Raw genomic sequence first — 19701 nt, 5'->3', positions numbered from 1 at the left:
AGTGGACACGATTGCCAGCCTCTTCAGTTTCATCACCTGGCCCGTCTCCTGGGTCATCGTCCAGTTCCACAAGGTGTACGGAGCGATCTTCGGGCCTGACACCGGGTGGGCCTGGGGCCTGTCCATCGTGTCCCTGGTGGTACTGATCCGCATCTGCCTGATCCCGCTCTTCGTGAAGCAGATCAAGGCGACCCGGGCCATGCAGACGCTCCAGCCCGAGATGAAGAAGATCCAGGAGCGCTACAAGAACGACAAGCAGCGTCAGTCCGAAGAGATGATGAAGCTGTACAAGGAGGCGGGCACCAACCCGCTCTCCTCGTGCCTTCCCATCCTGGCGCAGTCCCCGTTCTTCTTCGCCCTGTACCACGTGCTCAACGGCATCGCCTCGGGCACCAAGATCGGGTACATCAACGACTCGCTGCTGGCCAGCGCCCGGCACGCGCACATCTTCGGGGCCCCGCTGGCCGCGAAGTTCCTGGACGGCGCCGACACCGTGCAGAAGCTCGGTGCCTCGCTGACCGACGTCCGGGTCGTCACCGCCGTCATGATCGTGCTGATGTCGGGGTCGCAGTTCTACACGCAGCGCCAGCTGATGACGAAGAACGTCGACACCACGGTGAAGACGCCCTTCATGCAGCAGCAGAAGATGCTGATGTACGTCTTCCCGATCATGTTCGCCTTCTTCGGTATCCGCTTCCCGGTCGGTGTCCTCGTCTACTGGCTGACCACCAACGTGTGGACCATGGGCCAGCAGATGTACGTGATCCGCAACAACCCGACCCCGGGGTCCAAGGCCCAGGCCTCCTACCTGGAGCGGCTGCTCAAGCACGTCACGCACCACGGCAGGACCCGCAGCCGGGGCGAGAAGGCCATCGTCAAGGCGATCGTCGCCAAGGGCCGCGAGCGCAACGAGTTCGAGCGCAAGTTCATCAACGGCCTCGGCAAGGCCGGTCTGAGCGCCCAGCCGGACGGCACCGTGGTGAAGGGCGAGAGCGCGGCCGTCGTGCAGTCCGAGGACGGCACGACCACCACCGTGGCCGCGCCCAGGCGCCAGCAGCCCAAGCGGCAGTCCAAGTCCCAGCGCCAGTCGGGCGGCCCGAAGGCGGCCGGGGCCGAGGACGACGACGAGCCGGTCACCTCGCTGACCAAGTCCGACGAGCCGCAGGACACGCCGGCCGCCGCTGCCGAGAAGCCCGCCCCCAAGACCGGGAACGGCACGCGCAGCAAGGCCCAGTCCGGCCAGCGCAAGGGCCCGCAGCGGCCCAAGTCCCCGTCCAAGAAGTAAGAAGGAGCCCATCCCGTGACGGAAGGCACCACCTCCGCCGCTGCCGAAGGCGCAGACGCCCTGTCCCGCCTGGAGCAGGAGGGCGAGATCGCGGCGGACTACCTCGAAGGTCTGCTGGACATCGCCGATCTCGACGGCGACATCGACATGGACGTCGAGGCGGACCGCGCCGCGGTCTCGATCATCAGCGACGCCGGCGGCCGGGACCTGCAGAAGCTGGTCGGGCGCGACGGCGAGGTGCTGGAGGCGCTGCAGGAGCTGACGCGTCTGGCCGTGCACCGCGAGACCGGTGACCGCAGCCGCCTGATGCTGGACATCGGGGGCTACCGTGCCAAGAAGCGGACCGAGCTGTCCGAGCTGGGCGCGAAGGCCGCGGCCGAGGCCCGGAGCACCGGCGAGCCGGTGAAGCTCAAGCCGATGAGCCCGTTCGAGCGCAAGGTGGTGCACGACGCGGTCAAGGCCGCGGGCCTGCGCAGCGAGTCCGAGGGCGAGGAGCCGCAGCGCTTCGTCGTCGTGCTGCCCGCCTGAGCGGTCCCACGTTCCACCGGCCCCGTCTGTAGCGCAGACGGGGCCGAACTTTGTCAGCCTGGTAGTTCTGGTGGTCGGCGCCGAGTGCGCTGATGCGGTACGGAAGGACGGTCCCCCCGTGACGGAGGCAGCGGAACTCCCCCCTGCGCCCGAGCAGGCACGTGAGGTATTCGGTGATCGCTTCGCGGATGCGGTCCGGTACGCCGAGCTGCTGGCCGAGGCAGGGGTGCAGCGCGGGCTCATCGGCCCGCGCGAAGTACCCCGGCTGTGGGAGCGGCACCTGCTGAACTGCGCGGTGCTCTCCGAGGTCGTCCCCGAGGGGGTGACGGTGTGCGACGTCGGCTCCGGTGCCGGCCTGCCGGGGATCCCGCTGGCGCTGGTGCGCGAGGACATCAAGATCACCCTGCTGGAGCCGCTGCTGCGCCGCACCAACTTCCTCACCGAGGTGGTCGAGCTGCTGGGGCTCGATCATGTGACCGTCGTGCGCGGCCGCGCCGAGGAGGTCATGGGCAAGCTGCCGCCGGTGCACGTGGTGACCGCCCGGGCGGTGGCCCCGCTGGACCGGCTGGCCACCTGGGGCGTCCCGCTGCTGCGTCCCTACGGCGAGATGCTCGCGCTCAAGGGGGACACGGCCGAGGAGGAGCTGAAGAGCGCGGCGGCCGCCCTGAGCAGGCTCGGCGCGGTGGAGACCTCCGTCCTCCAGGTGGGTGAAGGTGTCGTGGACCCGCTCTCCACCGTGGTGCGGGTCGAGGTCGGGGAGAGCCCGGGCGGTGTGCGCTTCGCGGCGAAGCGCGCCAAGGCGGCCCGGACGGGACGGACGCGGCGGCGTCGCTGAGCCTCCCCGGGCCGTCGGCACGGCGACCGCTGTACCGGCGGCCCGGCCACCGGCCGTACTCCACACAAGCTGCCCTGACTCCGTATGACGGAGTGTCGCGGCTGATCGGCCACGGCTGCTGTGCATCGTGTTTCACGTGAAACGTCGCTCACTGCTGCACGGCATCATCAACCGCGGCCGCGCCGGGGTCCCGCCCCGCGACCGAAAGTCCCCGGGTTCACCCGTAGCGGGAACAGAGTTGTCCACAGAGGTGGATTTCTCCACAGAACGCCGGACCTCACTGGTTCATGACCCCGATGGCATGGGAGGCTCTGTTCATTGCGAGCCTGAAGTCGAGGAGAGTGAATCCTTGCGGTCCGACGCCGACCTCGCGGGACCGATGACCGATCCGGTCCCCGGCCCCCGTACCGAATCGACGGGGGAGAATGTTTCACGTGAAACACCGCCCCCGATGGACGACACTCCCATCGGACGTGCCGCCCAGCTGGCGGTCGAGGCTCTGGGCCGCGCCGGCGACGGGCTGCCACGGCCGGAGCAGACCCGCCTCATCGTGGTGGCCAACCAGAAGGGCGGCGTCGGCAAGACGACGACGACCGTCAACCTCGCCGCTTCGCTGGCTCTGCACGGCAGTCGCGTCCTGGTGGTCGACCTCGACCCGCAGGGCAACGCCTCCACCGCGCTGGGCATCGACCACCACGCCGAAGTCCCGTCCATCTACGACGTGCTGGTGGAGGGCAAGCCGCTGGCCGAGGTGGTCCAGCCGGTACCCGACGTCGAGGGTCTCTTCTGCGCCCCCGCCACGATCGATCTCGCCGGTGCGGAGATCGAGCTGGTGTCCCTGGTGGCCCGGGAGAGCCGGTTGCAGCGGGCCATCCAGGCGTACGAGCAGCCGCTGGACTACGTCCTCATCGACTGCCCGCCCTCGCTCGGCCTGCTGACGGTCAACGCGCTCGTCGCCGGTCAGGAAGTCCTCATCCCGATCCAGTGCGAGTACTACGCGCTGGAGGGCCTGGGCCAGCTGCTGCGCAACGTGGACCTGGTACGCGGACACCTGAACCCGACCCTGCATGTGTCGACCATCCTGCTCACCATGTACGACGGCCGGACCCGACTGGCGTCGCAGGTCGCGGAGGAGGTGCGCAGCCACTTCGGCGACGAGGTGCTGCGGACGAGTATCCCCCGCTCCGTCCGTATCTCCGAGGCTCCCAGCTACGGGCAGACGGTGCTGACCTACGATCCAGGGTCCAGCGGTGCCCTCTCCTACTTCGAGGCGGCACGGGAAATCGCGCTCAAGGGTGCCGGCGTCAGCTACGACGCCGCACACGCCCACGCCGGCGCACAGAACGATCCGAGCATGGTGGAGGGGATGCAGTGAGCGAGCGACGGAGGGTGGGACTGGGCCGCGGTCTCGCCGCACTGATCCCTGCCGCCTCGACGGAGCAGACGCCGGGCACCGGTCTGGCGGGAGGCCCCGCGTCCACGTCACCGGCCGCGGTGCCGGTGCTGACGCCCGAGCGGGGAATGGCCGCGGCGAAGGCGGCGCACCTGCCCCCTGTTTCACGTGAAACAGAGGGCCCGGCGGTGAACGGCGCCGACGAAACGCCACCGCCGCCGATCGGCGCCCACTTCGCGGAGATCCCCCTCGACTTCATCACGCCGAACCCGCGCCAGCCCCGCGAGTACTTCGACACGGACGCGCTGGCCGAACTCGTCACCTCCGTCAAGGAGGTCGGGCTCCTCCAGCCGGTCGTCGTACGGCAGCTCGGCCCCGAGCGCTACGAGCTCATCATGGGCGAGCGGCGCTGGCGGGCCTGCCGTGAGGCGGAGTTCGAGAAGATCCCGGCGATCGTACGGACCACGGACGACGAGAAGCTCCTGCTGGACGCGCTGCTGGAGAACCTGCACCGGGCCGAGCTGAACCCGGTGGAAGAGGCACGCGCCTACGACCAGTTGCTGAAGGACTTCAACTGCACGCACGATCAGCTGGCCGAGCGCATCGGGCGCTCCCGTCCGCAGATCTCCAACACCCTGCGGCTGCTGAAGCTCTCACCGGCGGTGCAGCTCCGGGTGGCGGCCGGCGTGCTGTCCGCGGGGCACGCCCGGGCACTGCTGCCGATCGAGGACTCCGAGGAGCAGGACCGGCTCGCCCTGCGGATCGTGCGGGAAGGCCTGTCGGTGCGGTCCGTCGAGGAGATCGTGCACCTGATGGGCTCGCGTCCCCAGAAGGCACAGCGCGCCAAGGGGCCGCGGGCCGGTTCCGTGCTCTCCCCGGCGCTGAACGAGCTGGCGACCCGGCTCTCGGACCGCTTCGAGACGCGGGTGAAGGTGGAGCTGGGCCAGAAGAAGGGCAAGATCACGGTCGAGTTCGCCTCGCCGGTGGACCTCGAACGCATCCTCGGCTCGCTCGCCCCGGGTGAGCGGCTGGCCCTCCAGGGCGGTCTTCAGGAGGACGGGGACGAGGAGACGGACGGCTGACGTCTCCCGTCAGGCACCGGGCCGCGAGTCCGGCGCGGGCGGGCCGTGATCCGGTACAGCGGATCACGGCCCGCCCTTTGCTTTGGGCCGGTGCCGAGGGAAACCCATCGTGGATACGATGCGATCGGGACGACACGTCCACCCGGCACCACCTCATCGACCGAGGGCCGCTGGTGACACAGCGGGCGAAGGAAGCGAGGATCAGCCTCCATGGGCCGTAGGCTCCTGCCGCTCACGCTGGACAACCTTCAGGACCTCCCCACGCGCTGCCGTGCCTGTGTCTTCTGGGAGTTGGACCCCGTCAGCGGTGAGGCCGCGGTGCGGGGCGGCACGGCCGCCGGGGAGAAGGAGGCGTGGATCTCCGCCGTGCTGCTGGACTGGGGGTCCTGCGGCCGCGTCGCCTATGTCGACGACGTACCGGTGGGGTTCGTGCTCTACGCGCCCCCGGCCTATGTGCCGCGCTCCGCGGCGTTCCCCACGAGCCCCGTCTCCCCCGACGCCGTGCAGCTGCTGACCGGCTTCGTCATGCCGGGCTACCAGGGGCAGGGCCTGGGCCGGATGCTGGTCCAGACGGTCGCCAAGGATCTGCTGCGGCGCGGCTTCAAGGCCATCGAGGCGTTCGGTGACGCCCGCTGGAAGGAACCCGCCTGTGTGCTGCCGGCCGACCATCTGCTGGCGGTGGGCTTCAAGACGGTCCGCTCTCACCCGGCTCATCCCCGGCTGCGGTTGGAGCTGCGCTCGACCCTGTCCTGGAAGGAAGACGTGGAGATGGCGCTCGACCGGCTGCTGGGCGCGGTGCAGAAGGAACCCGTGCTGCGGCCGCTGTGAGTGCCGCGGCAAGCGAAAGGGGCCGGCCCCTCGGGGCCGGCCCCTTCGTGTTTCACGTGAAACATGCGCCGTTCGTGCGGCGGCCGCTCACGTCACTCGGCGATGAAGTCCTCCAGGTCGCGGACGATCGCGGCCTTCGGCTTGGCGCCGACGATGGTCTTGGCGACCTCGCCGTTCTGGTAGACGTTCAGCGTCGGGATCGACATGACGCCGTACTTGGCGGCCGTGTCCGGATTCTCGTCGATGTTGAGCTTGACGACCTCGATCTTGTCGCCGTGCTCTGCGGCGATCGCCTCCAGGGACGGGGCGATCTGGCGGCAGGGACCGCACCAGGCGGCCCAGAAGTCCACCAGGACGGGCTTGTCGCTCTTGAGGACGTCCTCTTCGAAGGAGGAGTCGGTCACGTTCTTCAGGGTGCCTGCCACGGCGGGCTCCTTAGCTGGTTCTGCGGTGGGGTGGTGGGGAGATCAGACGGTGGTCTTCTCGGGCTCGGCCTTCTGCTCGCCGTCCGCCAGAGCGGCGAGGAAGCGCTCGGCGTCCAGAGCCGCGGAGCAGCCGGTGCCGGCCGCGGTGATGGCCTGGCGGTAGGTGTGGTCGACCACGTCACCGGCGCCGAAGACACCGGTGAGGTTGGTGCGGGTGGACGGCGCGTCGACCTTGAGGTAACCCTCTTCGTCCAGGTCCAGCTGGCCCTTGAACAGCTCGGTCCGCGGGTCGTGCCCGATCGCGATGAACAGGCCGGTCACCGGCAGGTCCGAGAGTTCTCCGGTCTTGACGTTGCGCAGCTTCAGGCCGGAGAGCTTCTGCTCGCCCTGGACCTCGGCGATCTCGCTGTCCCAGACGAACTTGATCTTCGGGTCGGCGAAGGCGCGTTCCTGCATCGCCTTGGAGGCGCGCAGGGTGTCGCGGCGGTGGACGATCGTCACGGACTTGGCGAACCGGGAGAGGAAGGTGGCCTCCTCCATCGCGGTGTCGCCGCCGCCGATCACGGCGATGTCCTGGTCCCGGAAGAAGAAGCCGTCACAGGTGGCGCACCAGGAGACGCCCCGGCCGGAGAGGGCGTCCTCGTTCGGCAGGCCGAGCTTGCGGTGCTGCGAGCCGGTGGTGACGATGACGGCCCTGGCGCGGTGCACCGTGCCCGTGGTGTCCGTGACGGTCTTGATCTCGCCCGCGAGGTCCACGGAGACGATGTCGTCCGGCACCAGCTCGGCGCCGAAACGCTCGGCCTGGGCGCGCATGTTGTCCATGAGGTCGGGACCCATGATGCCGTCGCGGAAGCCCGGGAAGTTCTCCACCTCGGTGGTGTTCATCAGCGCACCGCCCGCGGTGACGGCGCCCTCGAACACCAGCGGCTTCAGCGACGCGCGCGCGGTGTAGAGCGCCGCCGTGTAGCCGGCGGGCCCGGAGCCGATGATGATCACGTTACGGACGTCGCTCACGGCTGGGTTCCTCGTCTCTGGACTGCGTTCTACGGCCGGTGGAGCCTCGCTCACCGCTCTCACCCCACCCAACGGATCCTACGGGGCGCGCATTCCCGATGGAGCCGGGCACACGGCGGCGCCCGGTGATCAGGGGCGCGGGTAGGAGTGCGACAGCAGTACCTCGGCCGTGACCGAGGGGTGGTGCTCGCAGGCGGCGTCGACGACATAGGCCGTGACCCGGGTGCTGTCACCGGAGGTGTCGGGCAGCACCACGAGATAGGCGTCCTTGCCCGCGTAGGTGCCCGGCTCGGCGGCGAGCGGAGGGTCGGGGCGGTGGATGCCCTGGCGGACACAGGCCGGCACCGGGGCGGTGGGAGCGGTCTTCAGGACATTCGGCCGGTCGGTGCCGGCTCCGGTGTCCGCACCGAGGCTGTGCGGCGAGCGGGGAGTGTTCCGCGGCGCCTGGCCCTGCCCGAGGAGGTGTGCGACCTGGCCGGCCAGTGTGCCCTCCGCGAGGGTGCCCGGGGGTGCGGTGGACTGCCCCTGCACCGCCGTGCCGGGCTTCTCGCTGCCGGGCAGGGCCGCCAGTACCACGGCGGCGACACCGAGGGCGGCGACGGTGAAGGCGGTGCCCAGCACGGCGATCCTGCGGCGTCCTCGGCGGGCGCGGGGCTTGCGGCCCGGTCCGGTGGCGGAGGTGCGGGGGCGGCCCGCCGGGCGGTCCGCGGCCGCTGTTTCACGTGAAACACCCGTGCCGTCGCCGGAGCCGTCACTCTCGGCGGCGAGCGCCGCGTCGATGCGGGCGGCGACATCGTCGGGCATCGCCTGCGGCTGCGGCAGTGCGCCGAGCAGGCCGCGGATCTCCTCCAGCGAGGCGTGTACCTCGGCGCAGGCCGCGCACACCGCCAGGTGCCGGTGCAGTTCCTCGGCCCTGGCGGGAGTGAGCAGGCCCTCGGTGAGGTCGGAGATCTCCGTGACGTCCGGGTGCCCGGCCGTATCCGTCGTGGATGTCACGCTCGCCCACCTCCGCCCTTCACCGCGGCCGAATCATCTGGTCCCGTCCTGCGCGCACCCTTGTCCGGCGGGTCCGCTGCCGGTGGGACGGATGCCCCCTGCGGCCGGTTCCGTCCCGCGCCCGGATCTTTTCCGCCGCCGGAGCCGGCCGGCCGCAGATGGGCGAGGAGCGGCAGGAGTCTGGCCCTGCCCCGCGCGCAGCGGCTCTTCACCGTCCCGGTCGGCACGTCGAGGACCCGGGCGGCCTCCGCGACGGGATAGCCCTGCATGTCCACGAGCACCAGGGCGGCCCGCTGGTCGGGCGGGAGGGTGCCGAGCGCCTCGACGAGCTGTCGCTGCACGTCGTTGCGCTCGGCGGGCGCCGCGGCCGACTCGTGCGGCTCCAGCAGCTGCTCCAGGCGCTCGGTGTCGTCCACCGGCGACGTCCTGCGGGTGGCCGCCTTGCGGACCCGGTCCAGGCAGGCGTTCACGGTGATCCGGTGCAGCCAGGTCGTGACGGCCGACTGGCCGCGGAAGGTGTGGGCGGCGCGGTAGGCGGAGACGAACGCGTCCTGCACGGCGTCGGCGGCCTCCTCGCGGTCGCCCAGCGTGCGCAGGGCGACCGCCCAGAGCCGGTCGCGGTGGCGGCGTACCAGCTCCCCGAAGGCGTCGGGGTCACCGGCGACATGGCGGCCCAGAAGGTCCTGGTCGCTCGCGTCGCCGTAGCCGGTGTCGTCCGCCATCGGACCCCCCTCCCCGTCCGGCGGCCTCAGCCCGTGAACTTCACTTCGGTGATGGCCTGCTTGTACCCGGCACCGGCGTAGGAGCTGGGGTCGGAGCCCGAGTAGGGCAGCGCGGTGAGCCACACGAGGACGTACCGGCTCTTGACCGGCTTGGAGACCTTCACCGTGGCGGTGGTCCCGCTGGTCCGCACCTCACCGATCCTGCGCATCGAGTCCAGCGACGCCGGTGACGGTGACAGGGAGTCGGCCGCGTACAACTGGACCGTGGTGTGGTCGCCGCCGTACTGGAGCCCTATGGACGCCGTGCTCAGCTGCTGCGCCGAGCCGAGGTCGTAGACGATCCCGACACCGGGCTTGAGCGGCGCGAGGGGCGGCCCGTCCAGGAACGTGGAGGTGCGCCAGGACGTCGACGGGTTGCCGTCGTATGTCTTGGCGACGTCACCGGGGTGCTGGAAGTCGCCCTTGGCGACGAACTCCTGGGCGCCCTGGATCGGCAGCGGTTTGACCGGCTTGGGCTGTGTGTCGTTCTTGTCGCTGCTGTCCTGCGTCTGGGTCTGGGAGTTCTTGGTGGACTTGCCGCCGCGGTCCATCAGGGCGTCCGCGAGCTGCCAGCTGCCCAGGCCCAGGGCGGCGATGAGCAGCGCCGAGACGGCCCATTTGAGGGCCTTGCCGGTGCGGCTCTGCAGCGGGGGCGGCGGCGCCACGACCGGCTGGGTGACGCCGGGGCGCGCCGCCGGGCGGCCGTAGCTGCCCTGCTGGTACGTCGTGCCCTGATACTCCGGCGGCGCGGTGAACGCGGCCTCCGGCGGGCGGATCCGGGGCATCTCGCCGATCGCCTTCACCAGTTCCTCCGGCGTGGTGCACGGGGACTCGTGGCGGGAGGCGGTGGCGCCGTCGTTGGCGAGGGCGCGCATGGCCAGTTCGGACAGGCCGCGGTGGACGCCGGCGCGCACCTGGTCGGGAGGGATGAGACCGAGGTCCTTGGGCAGGCCGGACAGGCCGTAGGCGTCGCTCTCGTACGGCCAGCGCTGGGTGAGCGCCGCGTACAGCAGGGCACCGATCGCCTCGGTGTCGGTGCGCTGCGGGGTGTCGGAGCCGGCGCCGCGCAGCGCGGCGTTCACGGCCAGGCCGCGGATGCGCCACTGCCCGGTGGAGGTGCGCAGCACGGCGTTGGGGTTGAGCCGCAGATGGGCGAGGCCCTCGCGGTGTGCGGCGGCCATCGCGGAGGCGGTCTGGCTGACCAACTGGTAGGCGTCGTGCGGCTCCAGCGGCCCGGCCGACAGCAGCGTGGTCAGCTCGGTGGCGTCCGGGAGCCATTCGTGGACGACGTAGACGAGGTCGTTCTCGTCGACGGCGTCGAGGACCTGGACGAAGCGGGGGTCGCCCAGCAGGGCGGAGGAGCGGGCCGCGGCCAGCACCGAACGGGAACGCGCGTGGTCCGCGGGCAGGACGTGCACACCGACGGCACGGCGGAGCTTCTCGTCCACCGCCCGCCAACTGCTGAACCCGTCCAGACGGGTGACGCACTCCTCCAGGCGGTAGCGTCTGGCCAGCTTGTGGCCGCTGTGCAGTTCAGGCGTCGAGGCTTTCTTCCCGGGACCCGCGGTCCCGCCGCTCCCCTGTACCTCGTCGATGTCCGTGTCCCGCTCCCGCTTCTGGGCCACCCCGTCGGCCGTGGACTGGTCCGCCTCGGCGGTCAGCGGTTCGTCACCGCTGGTGTCTGCCACGTCGACGGCAGCCGTGCTCCGTTCCGCCACCGTCGCTCCTGCCTCCCCATCCATCGCGCGCTGTCCGACGCCGAGCCCCATTGTGCCCACAGTCCGGCGCTATGCACGACACGCGGCCTCGGACGATGGTTGTGCGCCTACCCTGCCTCAGCGTCCCAACCGTCCGCGGACCATGCCCACGAGCGAGTTGAGTTCCTCGATGCGCATCCGGCGGGCGGCGACGAAGAAGACGCCCAGCAGCAGGGCCCCGCCGGCCACCAGCGCCGCGAACGAGCCGACGACCCCCTGGCCCAGGGTGCGGCCGATGCCGTAGCAGGCCGCGCCGCTGAGCAGCGCCGCCGGTACGGAGGCGATGCACAGCCTGGCGTACGTGCGCAGCACCCGGGAGCCGTCGAGGTCGCCGCCGAGCCGCTTGCGCAGCCGGTTCCAGGCGACGCCCACGCCGATCGCGTAGGCGAGGCCGTACGCGGCGGACATGCCGATCACCGACCAGCGGGCCGGGAGCAGGAAGTAGCACAGGGCCGAGGCGCTCGCGTTGACGGCGGCCACGATGACCGTGTTGTAGAAGGGGGTGCGGGTGTCCTCGTAGGCGTAGAAGGCGCGCAGGACGACGTACTGCACCGAGTAGGGGATCAGACCGAGGCCGAAGGCCATCAGCATGAAGCCCATGTTGGTGGCCTCGCCGGTGCCCGAGGAGCCGAAGATCAGCGTGCACATCGGGATGCCGAGCGAGACGAAGCCGAAGGCGATCGGCACGATGGCCACGGCCGTGGTGCGCAGGCCCTGCGAGATGTCGTCGCGGACGGCCCCGGCGTCGCCCTCGTGGGCCGAGCGGGAGATCCGCGGCAGCAGGGCGGCCATCAGGGAGACGGTGATGATGGCCTGGGGCAGACCCCAGATCAGCTGGGCGTTGGCGTAGGCGGCGAAACCGGTGCCGTCCGCGGGCGAGTCCTTGCCGGCCGCGGTGGACAGCCGCGTGACGATGATCGCGCCCGCCTGGTTGGCGAGCACGAACAGGACGGTCCACTTGGCGAGCGTGGCGGCCTTGCCGAGGCCGTGCCCGCGCCAGTCGAAGCGCGGCCGCAGCCGGAAACCGGTCTCGCGCAGGTAGGGCAGCATCGCGAGGGCCTGGACGACGAGGCCCAGCAGGATGCCGACGCCCAGCAGGCGCTGGCCGTCCGCCGGGATGTTGGCGACCTTCATACCGGAGTGGGCGGCCGTGCCGTACACCCAGATGAACGTGGAGAGGGTGACGATGATGACGATGTTGTTCAGGACCGGCGTCCACATCATCGCGCCGAACTTGCCGCGCGCGTTGAGGACCTGCCCCATCACCACGTGGATGCCCATGAAGAAGATCGTGGGCACGAAGTAGCGGACGAAGGTGATGCCGACCTGGTCGGCGGCCGGGTCGGCCGCCACCGACGGCGACAGCAGGCGGATCAGCAGCGGCGCGGCGACCACCGCGAGCACGGTCAGGGCCCCCAGCGCCACCATGACCAGCGTCAGCAGCCGGTTGGCGTACGCCTCGCCGCCGTCCTCGTCCTCCTTCATGGTCCGCACGAGCTGCGGCACGAAGACCGAGTTGAGGCCGCCGCCGACGGTCAGGATGTAGATCATCGTCGGCAGCTGGTAGGCGACCTGGAAGGTGTCGCCGAGCACGCCGACGCCCAGCGCGGAGACGATCATCGCGGAGCGGATGAAACCGGTGAGCCGTGAGACCAGCGTGCCCGCCGCCATCACGGCGCTCGACTTGAGCAGGTTCCCGGCCTTCCCGCCCTTCTTCGCCGGGGCGGCCACCGGGGCCGGGGCGGCCTCCATGGTGGCGGCCGGCGCAGCGGCCTGGCCGCCGACGGGGGCGGGGGCGTACGGCCCCATCGGGTCCTGACCGGTGAGCGGGACCTGCCCGGCGACCGGCGCGGGGCCGGGGACCGGCGGGGTCTGCGCCTGCGCGTACCCGTTCGTCTGCTGCGGCGCCTGGTAGCCGTACGGACCGGCGGCGGCCTGGCCGCCGCCGTACTGCCCGCCCTGCTCCGCGGCCCGGTAGCCGTTCTGACCGGCGTCGGGGTAGCCCTGGGCGGGGTCCTGGTAGGCGCTCTGCCGGGGGTCCTGGTAGCCGCCCTGCTGCTGGTCCCGGAAGAGGTGCGCGAAGGCGTCCGGCTCGTGCTGCTCCTCGGCGGAGTGGCTGACGAGGTCGTCGACGCCCACGAACTGCGTGGTCCGGGGGTCCTCACCGTGCGGCAGGTACTGGGTGGTGCCCGACGGCTCCGGCGGCGGGGTCCGGGCCCAGACGCGCGGGTCGGGGGCGTACGGCGACTGCGGCGGGCTGCCGTAGAGCGGCTGCTGCGGCTCGTAGCTGCCCGGTGGCGGCGGCGGGTGCGCCGCCCGGTCGTACAGCGCCTCGCCGACCGGGTCCTGCGCGGTGAGGTCCTGCGCCCGGTAGGGGTCCTCGGCGTAGGCGTCCTGGAGGTACATGTCCGCCGGATGCTGCGGCGGCACCTGACCGGGCCCGGGCTGCGGGGCGTCGGGGTGGCCCGAGCCGTCCACGGCCCGGCCGCGGTCACCGTCGTACGGCGCGTTCATGGTTACCCCACCTCATCGTCCCGGGCCCTCCGGGCCACGACATCCTCAACGGTCCACTTTCTCACCCGTGCCGGACGGGTCGGCGCTTTCCGATGCGGTGTCCGGTGTCGGGTCACTCGGCTGCTCCGGGTCTTCCTCCGGGGGCCGGGCGCCCGACTCCTGCGTGAGACGTCCGTCAGGGGCCGCGGGGTTCTCCGGGCCGTCGTCGCGCGGTCCGTGCGTGCCCCCGGCGGGGCCGTCCGGGCCGTCCCCCGAGCCGTCCGCGTCCCCCGCCGCCGTGTCGTCCCTGGCCGCGGCGCGCTTGCGCTGGGTGTACATGCGGAAGCCGGCCAGGACGAGGAGCAGGACGCCGCCGCCGATGACCAGCATGACGGTGGCGGTGATCTCGGTGACCTTCACGTCGAAGGTGACGGGAGCGCCGTACTCCTGGCCGTCCTGGGTGTACAGCTGGGCGATCACCGTCACCGGCCCGTTGGCGTTGGACGAGGTGGTGAACTTCACCGACTGGCTGTGCCCGCCCGAGACCGCGACGGGCTGTTCCGAGTACGCCTTGCCGCCGATCTTGAGACGGGTGGGGTTGGTCGAGGTGAGCCGCAGCACCAGGTGGTCGACGCCCTGCACGAGGTTGTTCTGCACGGTCACGGGGATCGTGGCGCTGCGGCCGGACAGCTTGGTCTCCGACTTGTCGATCAGCCGGACCTGATGGGAGAGGTCGCCGAGGTAGGCCTTCACCCCGTCCCGGAAGCTCTGGGCCGCGCGGGCCTGGCCGCGCCAGGCGGTGGACATCTCGCGGTTCATGGCCCGCCCGAACGGCGTGACGACCCGGGACTCGTCGGTGAGGACGACCTTGAAGTTGTCGACCGCGTCCTGGGTGCCGGAGATCTCCGCGAAGGCGGGGCCGCCCAGTTCCTGCCGGCGCAGCGCGGACGGGTAGTCCGCCGCCGACGGCACCCGGGTCGTGGCGCCGGGGTCCGGCTTCGCCTTGGCGGCGGCGGCCAGGTTCTGGGACTGGGACCAGGTGCTCTGCTGGAGGGCGAGCAGCGCCTGCGCCATGGCCTGGGCCTGGCCCGTGGTGGGCATGCGCTGCGGGGCGACGACGATGCTGCGCTGCGTGCCGGTCTGGCCGTCGAGTTCGAGGCTCTCGGCGAGGAAGCGCTGCACGGCCAGCGTGCTCGTGCCGGCCCGGGTCAGGTCGCCCTCGAACGCCGTCGACATCCGGGCGTCCGCGACGACCGCCGTGGTGCCGCCGCCGATCGGGCGGGCCGCGGAGGGCGTGTAGCTCAGGCCGCCCGTCTCCTGGAGGCTGTCGCTGCGCGCGATGACCTTGTCGGCCCCCGCGGAGGTGGCGACCCTGACGATCGCCGGGTCGACGGCTCCGTCCACCGGCCAGGCGAAGTCCGTGTCCGGTTTCACGTGGAGCACGGTCTCCACGGTGCTGGAGGCGACGTCGGTGGCGTCCTTGAGCTGGCTCAGCGAGCCGGAGACGCTGGTGCCGTTGTGCGCGAGGGAGGCCAGGTCAGGGTCGGCGAAGGGCAGCGCCACGACCTCCTTGCCCGCGATGGCCTGCTGCAGCTCGGCGAGCCACTGCTTGGCCACCGCCTGATGGGTGCCGGCCACGGGACCGGGGTCGCCGGCCGTCCGGACGCGGTAGGCGCGGGTCATGGCGTCGACGGTCGCCAGCAGGTCCGGGTCGATCACCCAGGTGACGTCGAGGTCCTTGCCCAGGGCCAGCATCCGCTCCAGCCGGCCGCCGGGGGCGAGGTCCTTGGCGAGGTCGTCGTCGAGGAAGACCGGCACCTGCTGCGCGCCGGGTCCCGTCTCCGAGGTCATGTGGACGGGGGAGACGAGCGGCCACAGATAGGTCGTCCTCGTCTTCGTGCCCGCGTCGGCCGGCTGCCACGGCAGGAACGTGTGCTGGATGCCCAGCACCTGGTCCCACTGCTCGGCGGCGGTCCGGCCCGACAGCGACACGGAGAACGCGTAGACCCCGTCCGAGCCGAGGCCCAGCTTGGCGACCGGCACGGAGATCTTGAAGGGCTGGGCGACACCCGGGGACAGCCGGGCGAACTTCTGCACATACGCGCCGCCCAGCTCGGCGCCGTCGGCGCCCGGATCGAACCCGGTGCGCCGGGCCACGGAGTCGATGTCCGAGCGGGTGCCCAGTTCCGGCCCGAGGCGCAGGCCGACATGGGCGTCGGTGACCGCCTGGCCGCCGTTGTTGGTCACCGTGCCCGAGACGGTCAGCGTGTCCCCCTCGGAGGGGACGCCGGGGCTGAGCGAGTCGAGGGACACCGCCACCGTGCGCGAGCCGGAGGCCGCCGCGCGGGGTGCTTCCCGGCCCGCGGCGTGCGCGTCCGGGGCGGCGGAGAGCTGCAGCAGACCGGCCAGCAGGGGCGCCGCGGCGAGCAGCGCCCCGGTGCGCCGCAGCCAGCGGCGGGCAGGTGAGGGACGGGTCCCCTGGAAGTCTGCCGCCTCGGCCACGCGCTCGCCCGTCCCTCGTCGTCAGTGGTCGTTGGAATGTGCGTCCACGCATGGTAACGATGTGCGCTGAGCGGAAGTGCCGCGGAGGCCGCCACAAGATCGGCGGGAGGCCGCCGTCGCCCCGCATGTACGGGTATCCGGGGATGCTGTTCGTTACGTCACGAACGGCGGGGATTGCGCGGGTGGCGCGGGGGCGCGGCGGCGGGCAGGCGCACGGGCAGGAGGGCGCGGTGCGGCGTCCGGGCCACGTACCCTCTTCTGTTGTGCCGAACGCCAACGAAGACACTCCCCCTGCCCTGAGCCAGGTGCAGCAGCGCGCGGTGAGCGAGCTGCTGCGGGTGGCCCCCGTCGCCGACGATCTCGCGCGCCGCTTCCAGGAGGCCGGGTTCTCCCTCGCCCTGGTCGGCGGCTCGGTCCGGGACGCGCTGCTCGGCCGGCTCGGCAACGACCTGGACTTCACGACCGACGCGCGTCCCGAGGACGTACTGAAGATCGTGCGGCCCTGGGCGGACGCCGTGTGGGACGTGGGGATCGCCTTCGGCACGGTCGGCGCCCAGAAGCAGGCCCGCGTCGGCGGCACCGACCGCTGCTTCCAGATCGAGGTGACCACCTACCGCTCCGAGGCCTACGACCGCACCTCGCGCAAGCCCGAGGTGTCGTACGGGGACTCCATCGAGCAGGATCTGGTCCGGCGGGACTTCACCGTCAACGCGATGGCGGTGGGGCTGCCGGAGAAGACGTTCATCGACCCGCACCACGGCCTCGAGGATCTCGCCGCGCGGGTGCTGCGCACGCCCGGCACGCCCGAGGAGTCCTTCTCCGACGACCCGCTGCGCATGATGCGGGCCGCGCGCTTCGCCGCCCAGCTGGACTTCGAGGTCGCCGCGGACGTGGTCACGGCGATGCGGGAGATGTCCGAGCGGATCGGGATCGTCTCGGCCGAGCGGGTGCGCGACGAGCTGAACAAGCTGATCCTGTCCGCACACCCTCGCGAGGGCCTGACCCTGCTCGTCGACACCGGGCTCGCCGAGCGGGTGCTGCCCGAGCTGCCCGCCCTGCGCCTGGAGCGCGACGAGCACCACCGGCACAAGGACGTCTACGACCACACGCTGATCGTCCTGGAGCAGGCGATGGCCCTGGAGGAGGACGGCCCCGACCTCACCCTCCGGCTGGCCGCGCTGCTGCACGACATCGGCAAGCCCCGCACCCGCCGCTTCGAGCAGGACGGCCGGGTCTCCTTCCACCACCACGAGGTGGTGGGCGCGAAGATGACCAAGAAGCGCATGACGGCCCTGAAGTACTCCAACGAGCTGGTGAAGGACGTCTCTCGGCTGGTCGAGCTGCACCTGCGCTTCCACGGGTACGGCACCGGCGAGTGGACGGACTCCGCGGTCCGCCGCTACGTCCGCGACGCGGGCCCTCTCCTCGGCCGCCTGCACCAGCTGACCCGCTCCGACTGCACCACCCGCAACAAGCGCCGGGCGGCCGCGCTGTCGCGGGCGTACGACGGGCTGGAGGCGCGCATCGCGCAGCTCCAGGAGCAGGAGGAGCTGGACGCGATCCGTCCGGACCTCGACGGCAACCAGATCATGGAGATCCTGGGCGTCAAGCCCGGCCCGGCCGTGGGCCGCGCCTACCAGCACCTGCTGGAGCTGCGCCTGGAGAACGGGCCGATGGACCACGACGCGGCGGTCACGGCACTCAAGGAGTGGTGGGCCGAGCAGGGCTGAGAGACGGGGAGGGGGTCGTGTTTCACGTGAAACACGACCCCGCCCCCGTCTCCGTCTCCGTTCCCGGTCATGGCTGAGGGGCGGTGTTTCACGTGAAACACCGCCCCTCAGTCATGAGCCGGCCGGCCGCTACTTGGTCTCCTTCAGGCAGAGCACCACGTCGTGGCCGCCGCCGTACTGGACGTAGGAGACCGTCGCGTCGGTGACGGTCTGGCACTTGCTCTCGTCGGTGGAGCTGTCGAACTTCTGGACCACCTTGTACTGCGCGTTGCCGGAGGAGCAGTCGACGTCCTTGAGGTCCGGCTTGGACATCGTGCCGTCGTTGTGCATGCACGAGCCCACCGAGGTGGTCTCCGCGTCGTCACGGCTCAGGAACCAGCCCAGCCCCAGGGCGCCGCCGAACTTCAGCAGGCCCAGGAGGACGGCGACGACGATACCGCCGACGATGCGCAGCATCTTCTTGCCGCCGCGCTTGGCCGGCGCGGGCGGCGGCGGGACCGGTGCGCCCTGCTGCTGCGGGAAGGGGGCGTACGGCTGCTGCGGGGGGTAGGGCTGCTGCTGCGGGTACGGCTGCTGAGGGACTCCCGGCTGCCCCGGCTGCTGCCCCAGGGGAGCGGTGGGCACCTGGGCGTACGGGTTCTGGCCCTGGGGCGGCGGAGTGGTCACTTGGGGGTCCCCCTAGAACATAGGCACGATGACGCGAACACGACGTCGAAATAAGACGCACGTAAGCTACCGCCCCGCACTGACAACCCCGTACTTCACGGGGGGTCTGTGTCATTGATGTGACACTCACCGTCGATCAAACCGGGCCATAGCCACCGCAACCGCCGCCTGGATCACGGCGACCGCGACCACCAGCACGGCCGAGCGCCCGTCCGGCGGCAGCACGAGCGCGGCGACGGCCGCCGCGGCGACGAAGGCGAGGTTGAAGAGCACGTCGTACACGGAGAAGATCCGGCCGCGGAAGCCGTCCTCGACGGCGGACTGCACGATCGTGTCCGTGGCGATCTTCGCGCCCTGGGTCGCCAGCCCCAGCACGAAGGCGGCGACCAGCAGCGGGCCGGTGGCGAACGGCAGCCCGAGGGCGGGCTCCAGCACCGCGGCCGCCCCGGCGCACACGGCGATCCACCGGGCCGGGCCGAGGCGCCCCGCCGCCCACGGGGTCAGCGCCGCCGCGGCGAAGAACCCGGCTCCCGAGACACCCAGCGCCAACCCGAGCAGGCGCAGTCCGGCGGCCGGCCCCGGCGTCAGGGCGTAGCGGCACAGCATCAGCACCATGACCGTGAGCGCGCCGTAGCAGAACCGCATCAGCGTCATGGCGGCCAGCGCCCCGGCGGCCGCCCGGCGCCGCGGTGCGAGGAGATGCCGTACGCCCGCGGCCAGGTCGCGGGCGGTGCCCCGCAGCGCGGTGCCCAGCGGGGGTCGCGCCGAGTCCCGGTCCGGGCCGAGCAGCCCGGGTGCGATGAGCAGCGACACGAGGGCCGCGCAGAGATAGAGGACGGCGCCCAGCAGGACCACGGCGGTGTCGGAGTCGGCCCCGGCCAGGCGCACGGCGAAGGCGAGGCCGCCGCCGCCGAACGCGGCCAGGGAGCCGGCGGTCGGCGACAGGGAGTTGGCCACCACCAGCCGCTCGGCGTCGACCACCCGCGGCAGCGCGGCGGACAGGCCCGCAAGGACGAAGCGGTTGACGGCGGTGACGCACAGGGCGGAGACGTAGAACAGCCAGTCCGGCACGGCGGCCGCCATCAGCACGGCCGTGGCGCACGCCAGCGCCGCGCGCACCAGATTGCCGTGCAGCAGGACCTGCCGGCGCCGCCAGCGGTCCAGGAGCACCCCGGCGAACGGGCCGACCAGGGAGTAGGGGAGCAGCAGCACCGCCATCGCGGAGGCGACCGCGGCGGCCGTCGCCTGGTGTTCCGGCGAGAAGACGACGTAGGCGGCGAGCGCGACCTGGAAGACGCCGTCGGCGCCCTGCGAGAGCAGCCGTACGCCCAGCAGGTGCCGGAAGTCCCGCAGGCGCAGCAGGACGCGCAGGTCACGGACGACGGCCATGGGGCACAGCCTCACAC

At 71.7% G+C, this 19701-nt stretch carries 16 protein-coding genes; 7 read left to right on the top strand and 9 right to left on the bottom strand.

From position 1 onward, the window contains the following. Position 1: 1 nt before the first annotated feature. The 6 genes from yidC (at position 2) to ABZ858_RS31615 (ending at position 5951) form a co-directional block, all read left to right on the top strand. Positions 2-1285 carry a membrane protein insertase YidC gene (yidC, locus tag ABZ858_RS31640; RefSeq protein WP_361386361.1) on the top strand — a complete coding sequence of 428 codons (1284 nt, stop codon included), beginning with the start codon at positions 2-4 and terminating at the stop codon, positions 1283-1285. A gap of 15 nt (positions 1286-1300) precedes the next feature. After that, the gene (locus ABZ858_RS31635; RefSeq protein ID WP_361386358.1) at positions 1301-1813 is read left to right on the top strand and encodes a R3H domain-containing nucleic acid-binding protein; all 513 of its coding nucleotides are present in this window, start codon (positions 1301-1303) and stop codon (positions 1811-1813) included. A gap of 118 nt (positions 1814-1931) precedes the next feature. After that, positions 1932-2648, top strand: coding sequence for a 16S rRNA (guanine(527)-N(7))-methyltransferase RsmG (gene rsmG, locus ABZ858_RS31630; protein ID WP_361386354.1), 717 nt, complete (start codon positions 1932-1934; stop codon positions 2646-2648). Positions 2649-2949: 301 nt separating this feature from the next. Then, positions 2950-4023: an AAA family ATPase gene (locus ABZ858_RS31625; protein ID WP_361386352.1), complete on the top strand. Its 1074-nt coding sequence runs from the start codon at positions 2950-2952 to the stop codon at positions 4021-4023. Further along, complete coding sequence (locus tag ABZ858_RS31620; RefSeq protein ID WP_361386349.1) at positions 4020-5123, top strand: ParB/RepB/Spo0J family partition protein; 1104 nt, start codon at positions 4020-4022, stop codon at positions 5121-5123. Before ABZ858_RS31625 ends, ABZ858_RS31620 begins: the two co-directional genes overlap by 4 nt. Before the next feature lie 210 nt (positions 5124-5333). Beyond that, entirely contained in the window at positions 5334-5951 is a 618-nt protein-coding gene (locus ABZ858_RS31615) for a GNAT family N-acetyltransferase (protein ID WP_361386346.1), read from the top strand. A 92-nt stretch (positions 5952-6043) separates the two neighbouring features. Here ABZ858_RS31615 and trxA read toward each other — a convergent pair whose 3' ends face one another. The 7 genes from trxA to ABZ858_RS31580 form a co-directional block, all read right to left on the bottom strand. Then, entirely contained in the window at positions 6044-6376 is a 333-nt protein-coding gene (trxA, locus tag ABZ858_RS31610; RefSeq protein WP_361386343.1) for a thioredoxin, read from the bottom strand. A 42-nt stretch (positions 6377-6418) separates the two neighbouring features. Further along, entirely contained in the window at positions 6419-7390 is a 972-nt protein-coding gene (trxB, locus tag ABZ858_RS31605; protein WP_361386340.1) for a thioredoxin-disulfide reductase, read from the bottom strand. A 129-nt stretch (positions 7391-7519) separates the two neighbouring features. Next, complete coding sequence (locus ABZ858_RS31600) at positions 7520-8386, bottom strand: zf-HC2 domain-containing protein (protein WP_361386337.1); 867 nt, start codon at positions 8384-8386, stop codon at positions 7520-7522. After that, the gene (sigM, locus tag ABZ858_RS31595; RefSeq protein WP_361386334.1) at positions 8383-9108 is read right to left on the bottom strand and encodes an RNA polymerase sigma factor SigM; all 726 of its coding nucleotides are present in this window, start codon (positions 9106-9108) and stop codon (positions 8383-8385) included. The genes ABZ858_RS31600 and sigM overlap by 4 nt, the downstream gene beginning before the upstream one ends. Positions 9109-9134: 26 nt before the next feature. Next, on the bottom strand, positions 9135-10865 hold the full coding sequence (locus tag ABZ858_RS31590) for a protein kinase family protein (RefSeq protein WP_361386331.1): 1731 nt from the start codon (positions 10863-10865) through the stop codon (positions 9135-9137). 117 nt (positions 10866-10982) lie between these two features. Beyond that, positions 10983-13418 carry a murein biosynthesis integral membrane protein MurJ gene (murJ, locus tag ABZ858_RS31585; RefSeq protein ID WP_361386328.1) on the bottom strand — a complete coding sequence of 812 codons (2436 nt, stop codon included), beginning with the start codon at positions 13416-13418 and terminating at the stop codon, positions 10983-10985. Positions 13419-13463: 45 nt separating this feature from the next. Beyond that, entirely contained in the window at positions 13464-15899 is a 2436-nt protein-coding gene (locus tag ABZ858_RS31580; protein WP_361386325.1) for a DUF6049 family protein, read from the bottom strand. A 263-nt stretch (positions 15900-16162) separates the two neighbouring features. On the opposite strand from ABZ858_RS31580, the gene ABZ858_RS31575 reads away from it, so the two are divergent. Then, positions 16163-17629 (top strand): CCA tRNA nucleotidyltransferase, encoded by a 1467-nt coding sequence (locus tag ABZ858_RS31575; RefSeq protein ID WP_361386322.1) that lies wholly within the window; start codon positions 16163-16165, stop codon positions 17627-17629. A 129-nt stretch (positions 17630-17758) separates the two neighbouring features. Here the strand turns inward: ABZ858_RS31575 and ABZ858_RS31570 are convergent, their stop codons facing one another. Together ABZ858_RS31570 and ABZ858_RS31565 are read right to left on the bottom strand one after the other, a co-directional pair. Then, complete coding sequence (locus ABZ858_RS31570) at positions 17759-18295, bottom strand: hypothetical protein (protein WP_361386319.1); 537 nt, start codon at positions 18293-18295, stop codon at positions 17759-17761. A 126-nt stretch (positions 18296-18421) separates the two neighbouring features. Beyond that, positions 18422-19684 (bottom strand): MFS transporter, encoded by a 1263-nt coding sequence (locus ABZ858_RS31565; RefSeq protein ID WP_361386316.1) that lies wholly within the window; start codon positions 19682-19684, stop codon positions 18422-18424. Positions 19685-19701 lie beyond the last annotated feature (17 nt).

The sequence above is a fragment of the Streptomyces sp. NPDC047017 genome (assembly GCF_040644175.1).
Taxonomy (GTDB): Bacteria; Actinomycetota; Actinomycetes; order Streptomycetales; family Streptomycetaceae; genus Streptomyces.
The sequence above is the reverse complement of the archived record's forward strand: the minus strand, read 5'-3'. Positions and strand labels throughout refer to the sequence as shown.

What these genes read in the sequence shown, in the direction of transcription:
- sigM (WP_361386334.1), bottom strand. Translation starts at nt 9,108, where the DNA reads ATGGCGGACGACACCGGCTACGGCGACGCGAGCGACCAGGACCTTCTG.
- murJ (WP_361386328.1), bottom strand. Translation starts at nt 13,418, where the DNA reads ATGAACGCGCCGTACGACGGTGACCGCGGCCGGGCCGTGGACGGCTCG.
- ABZ858_RS31625 (WP_361386352.1), top strand. Translation starts at nt 2,950, where the DNA reads ATGGGAGGCTCTGTTCATTGCGAGCCTGAAGTCGAGGAGAGTGAATCC.
- ABZ858_RS31615 (WP_361386346.1), top strand. Translation starts at nt 5,334, where the DNA reads ATGGGCCGTAGGCTCCTGCCGCTCACGCTGGACAACCTTCAGGACCTC.
- ABZ858_RS31565 (WP_361386316.1), bottom strand. Translation starts at nt 19,684, where the DNA reads ATGGCCGTCGTCCGTGACCTGCGCGTCCTGCTGCGCCTGCGGGACTTC.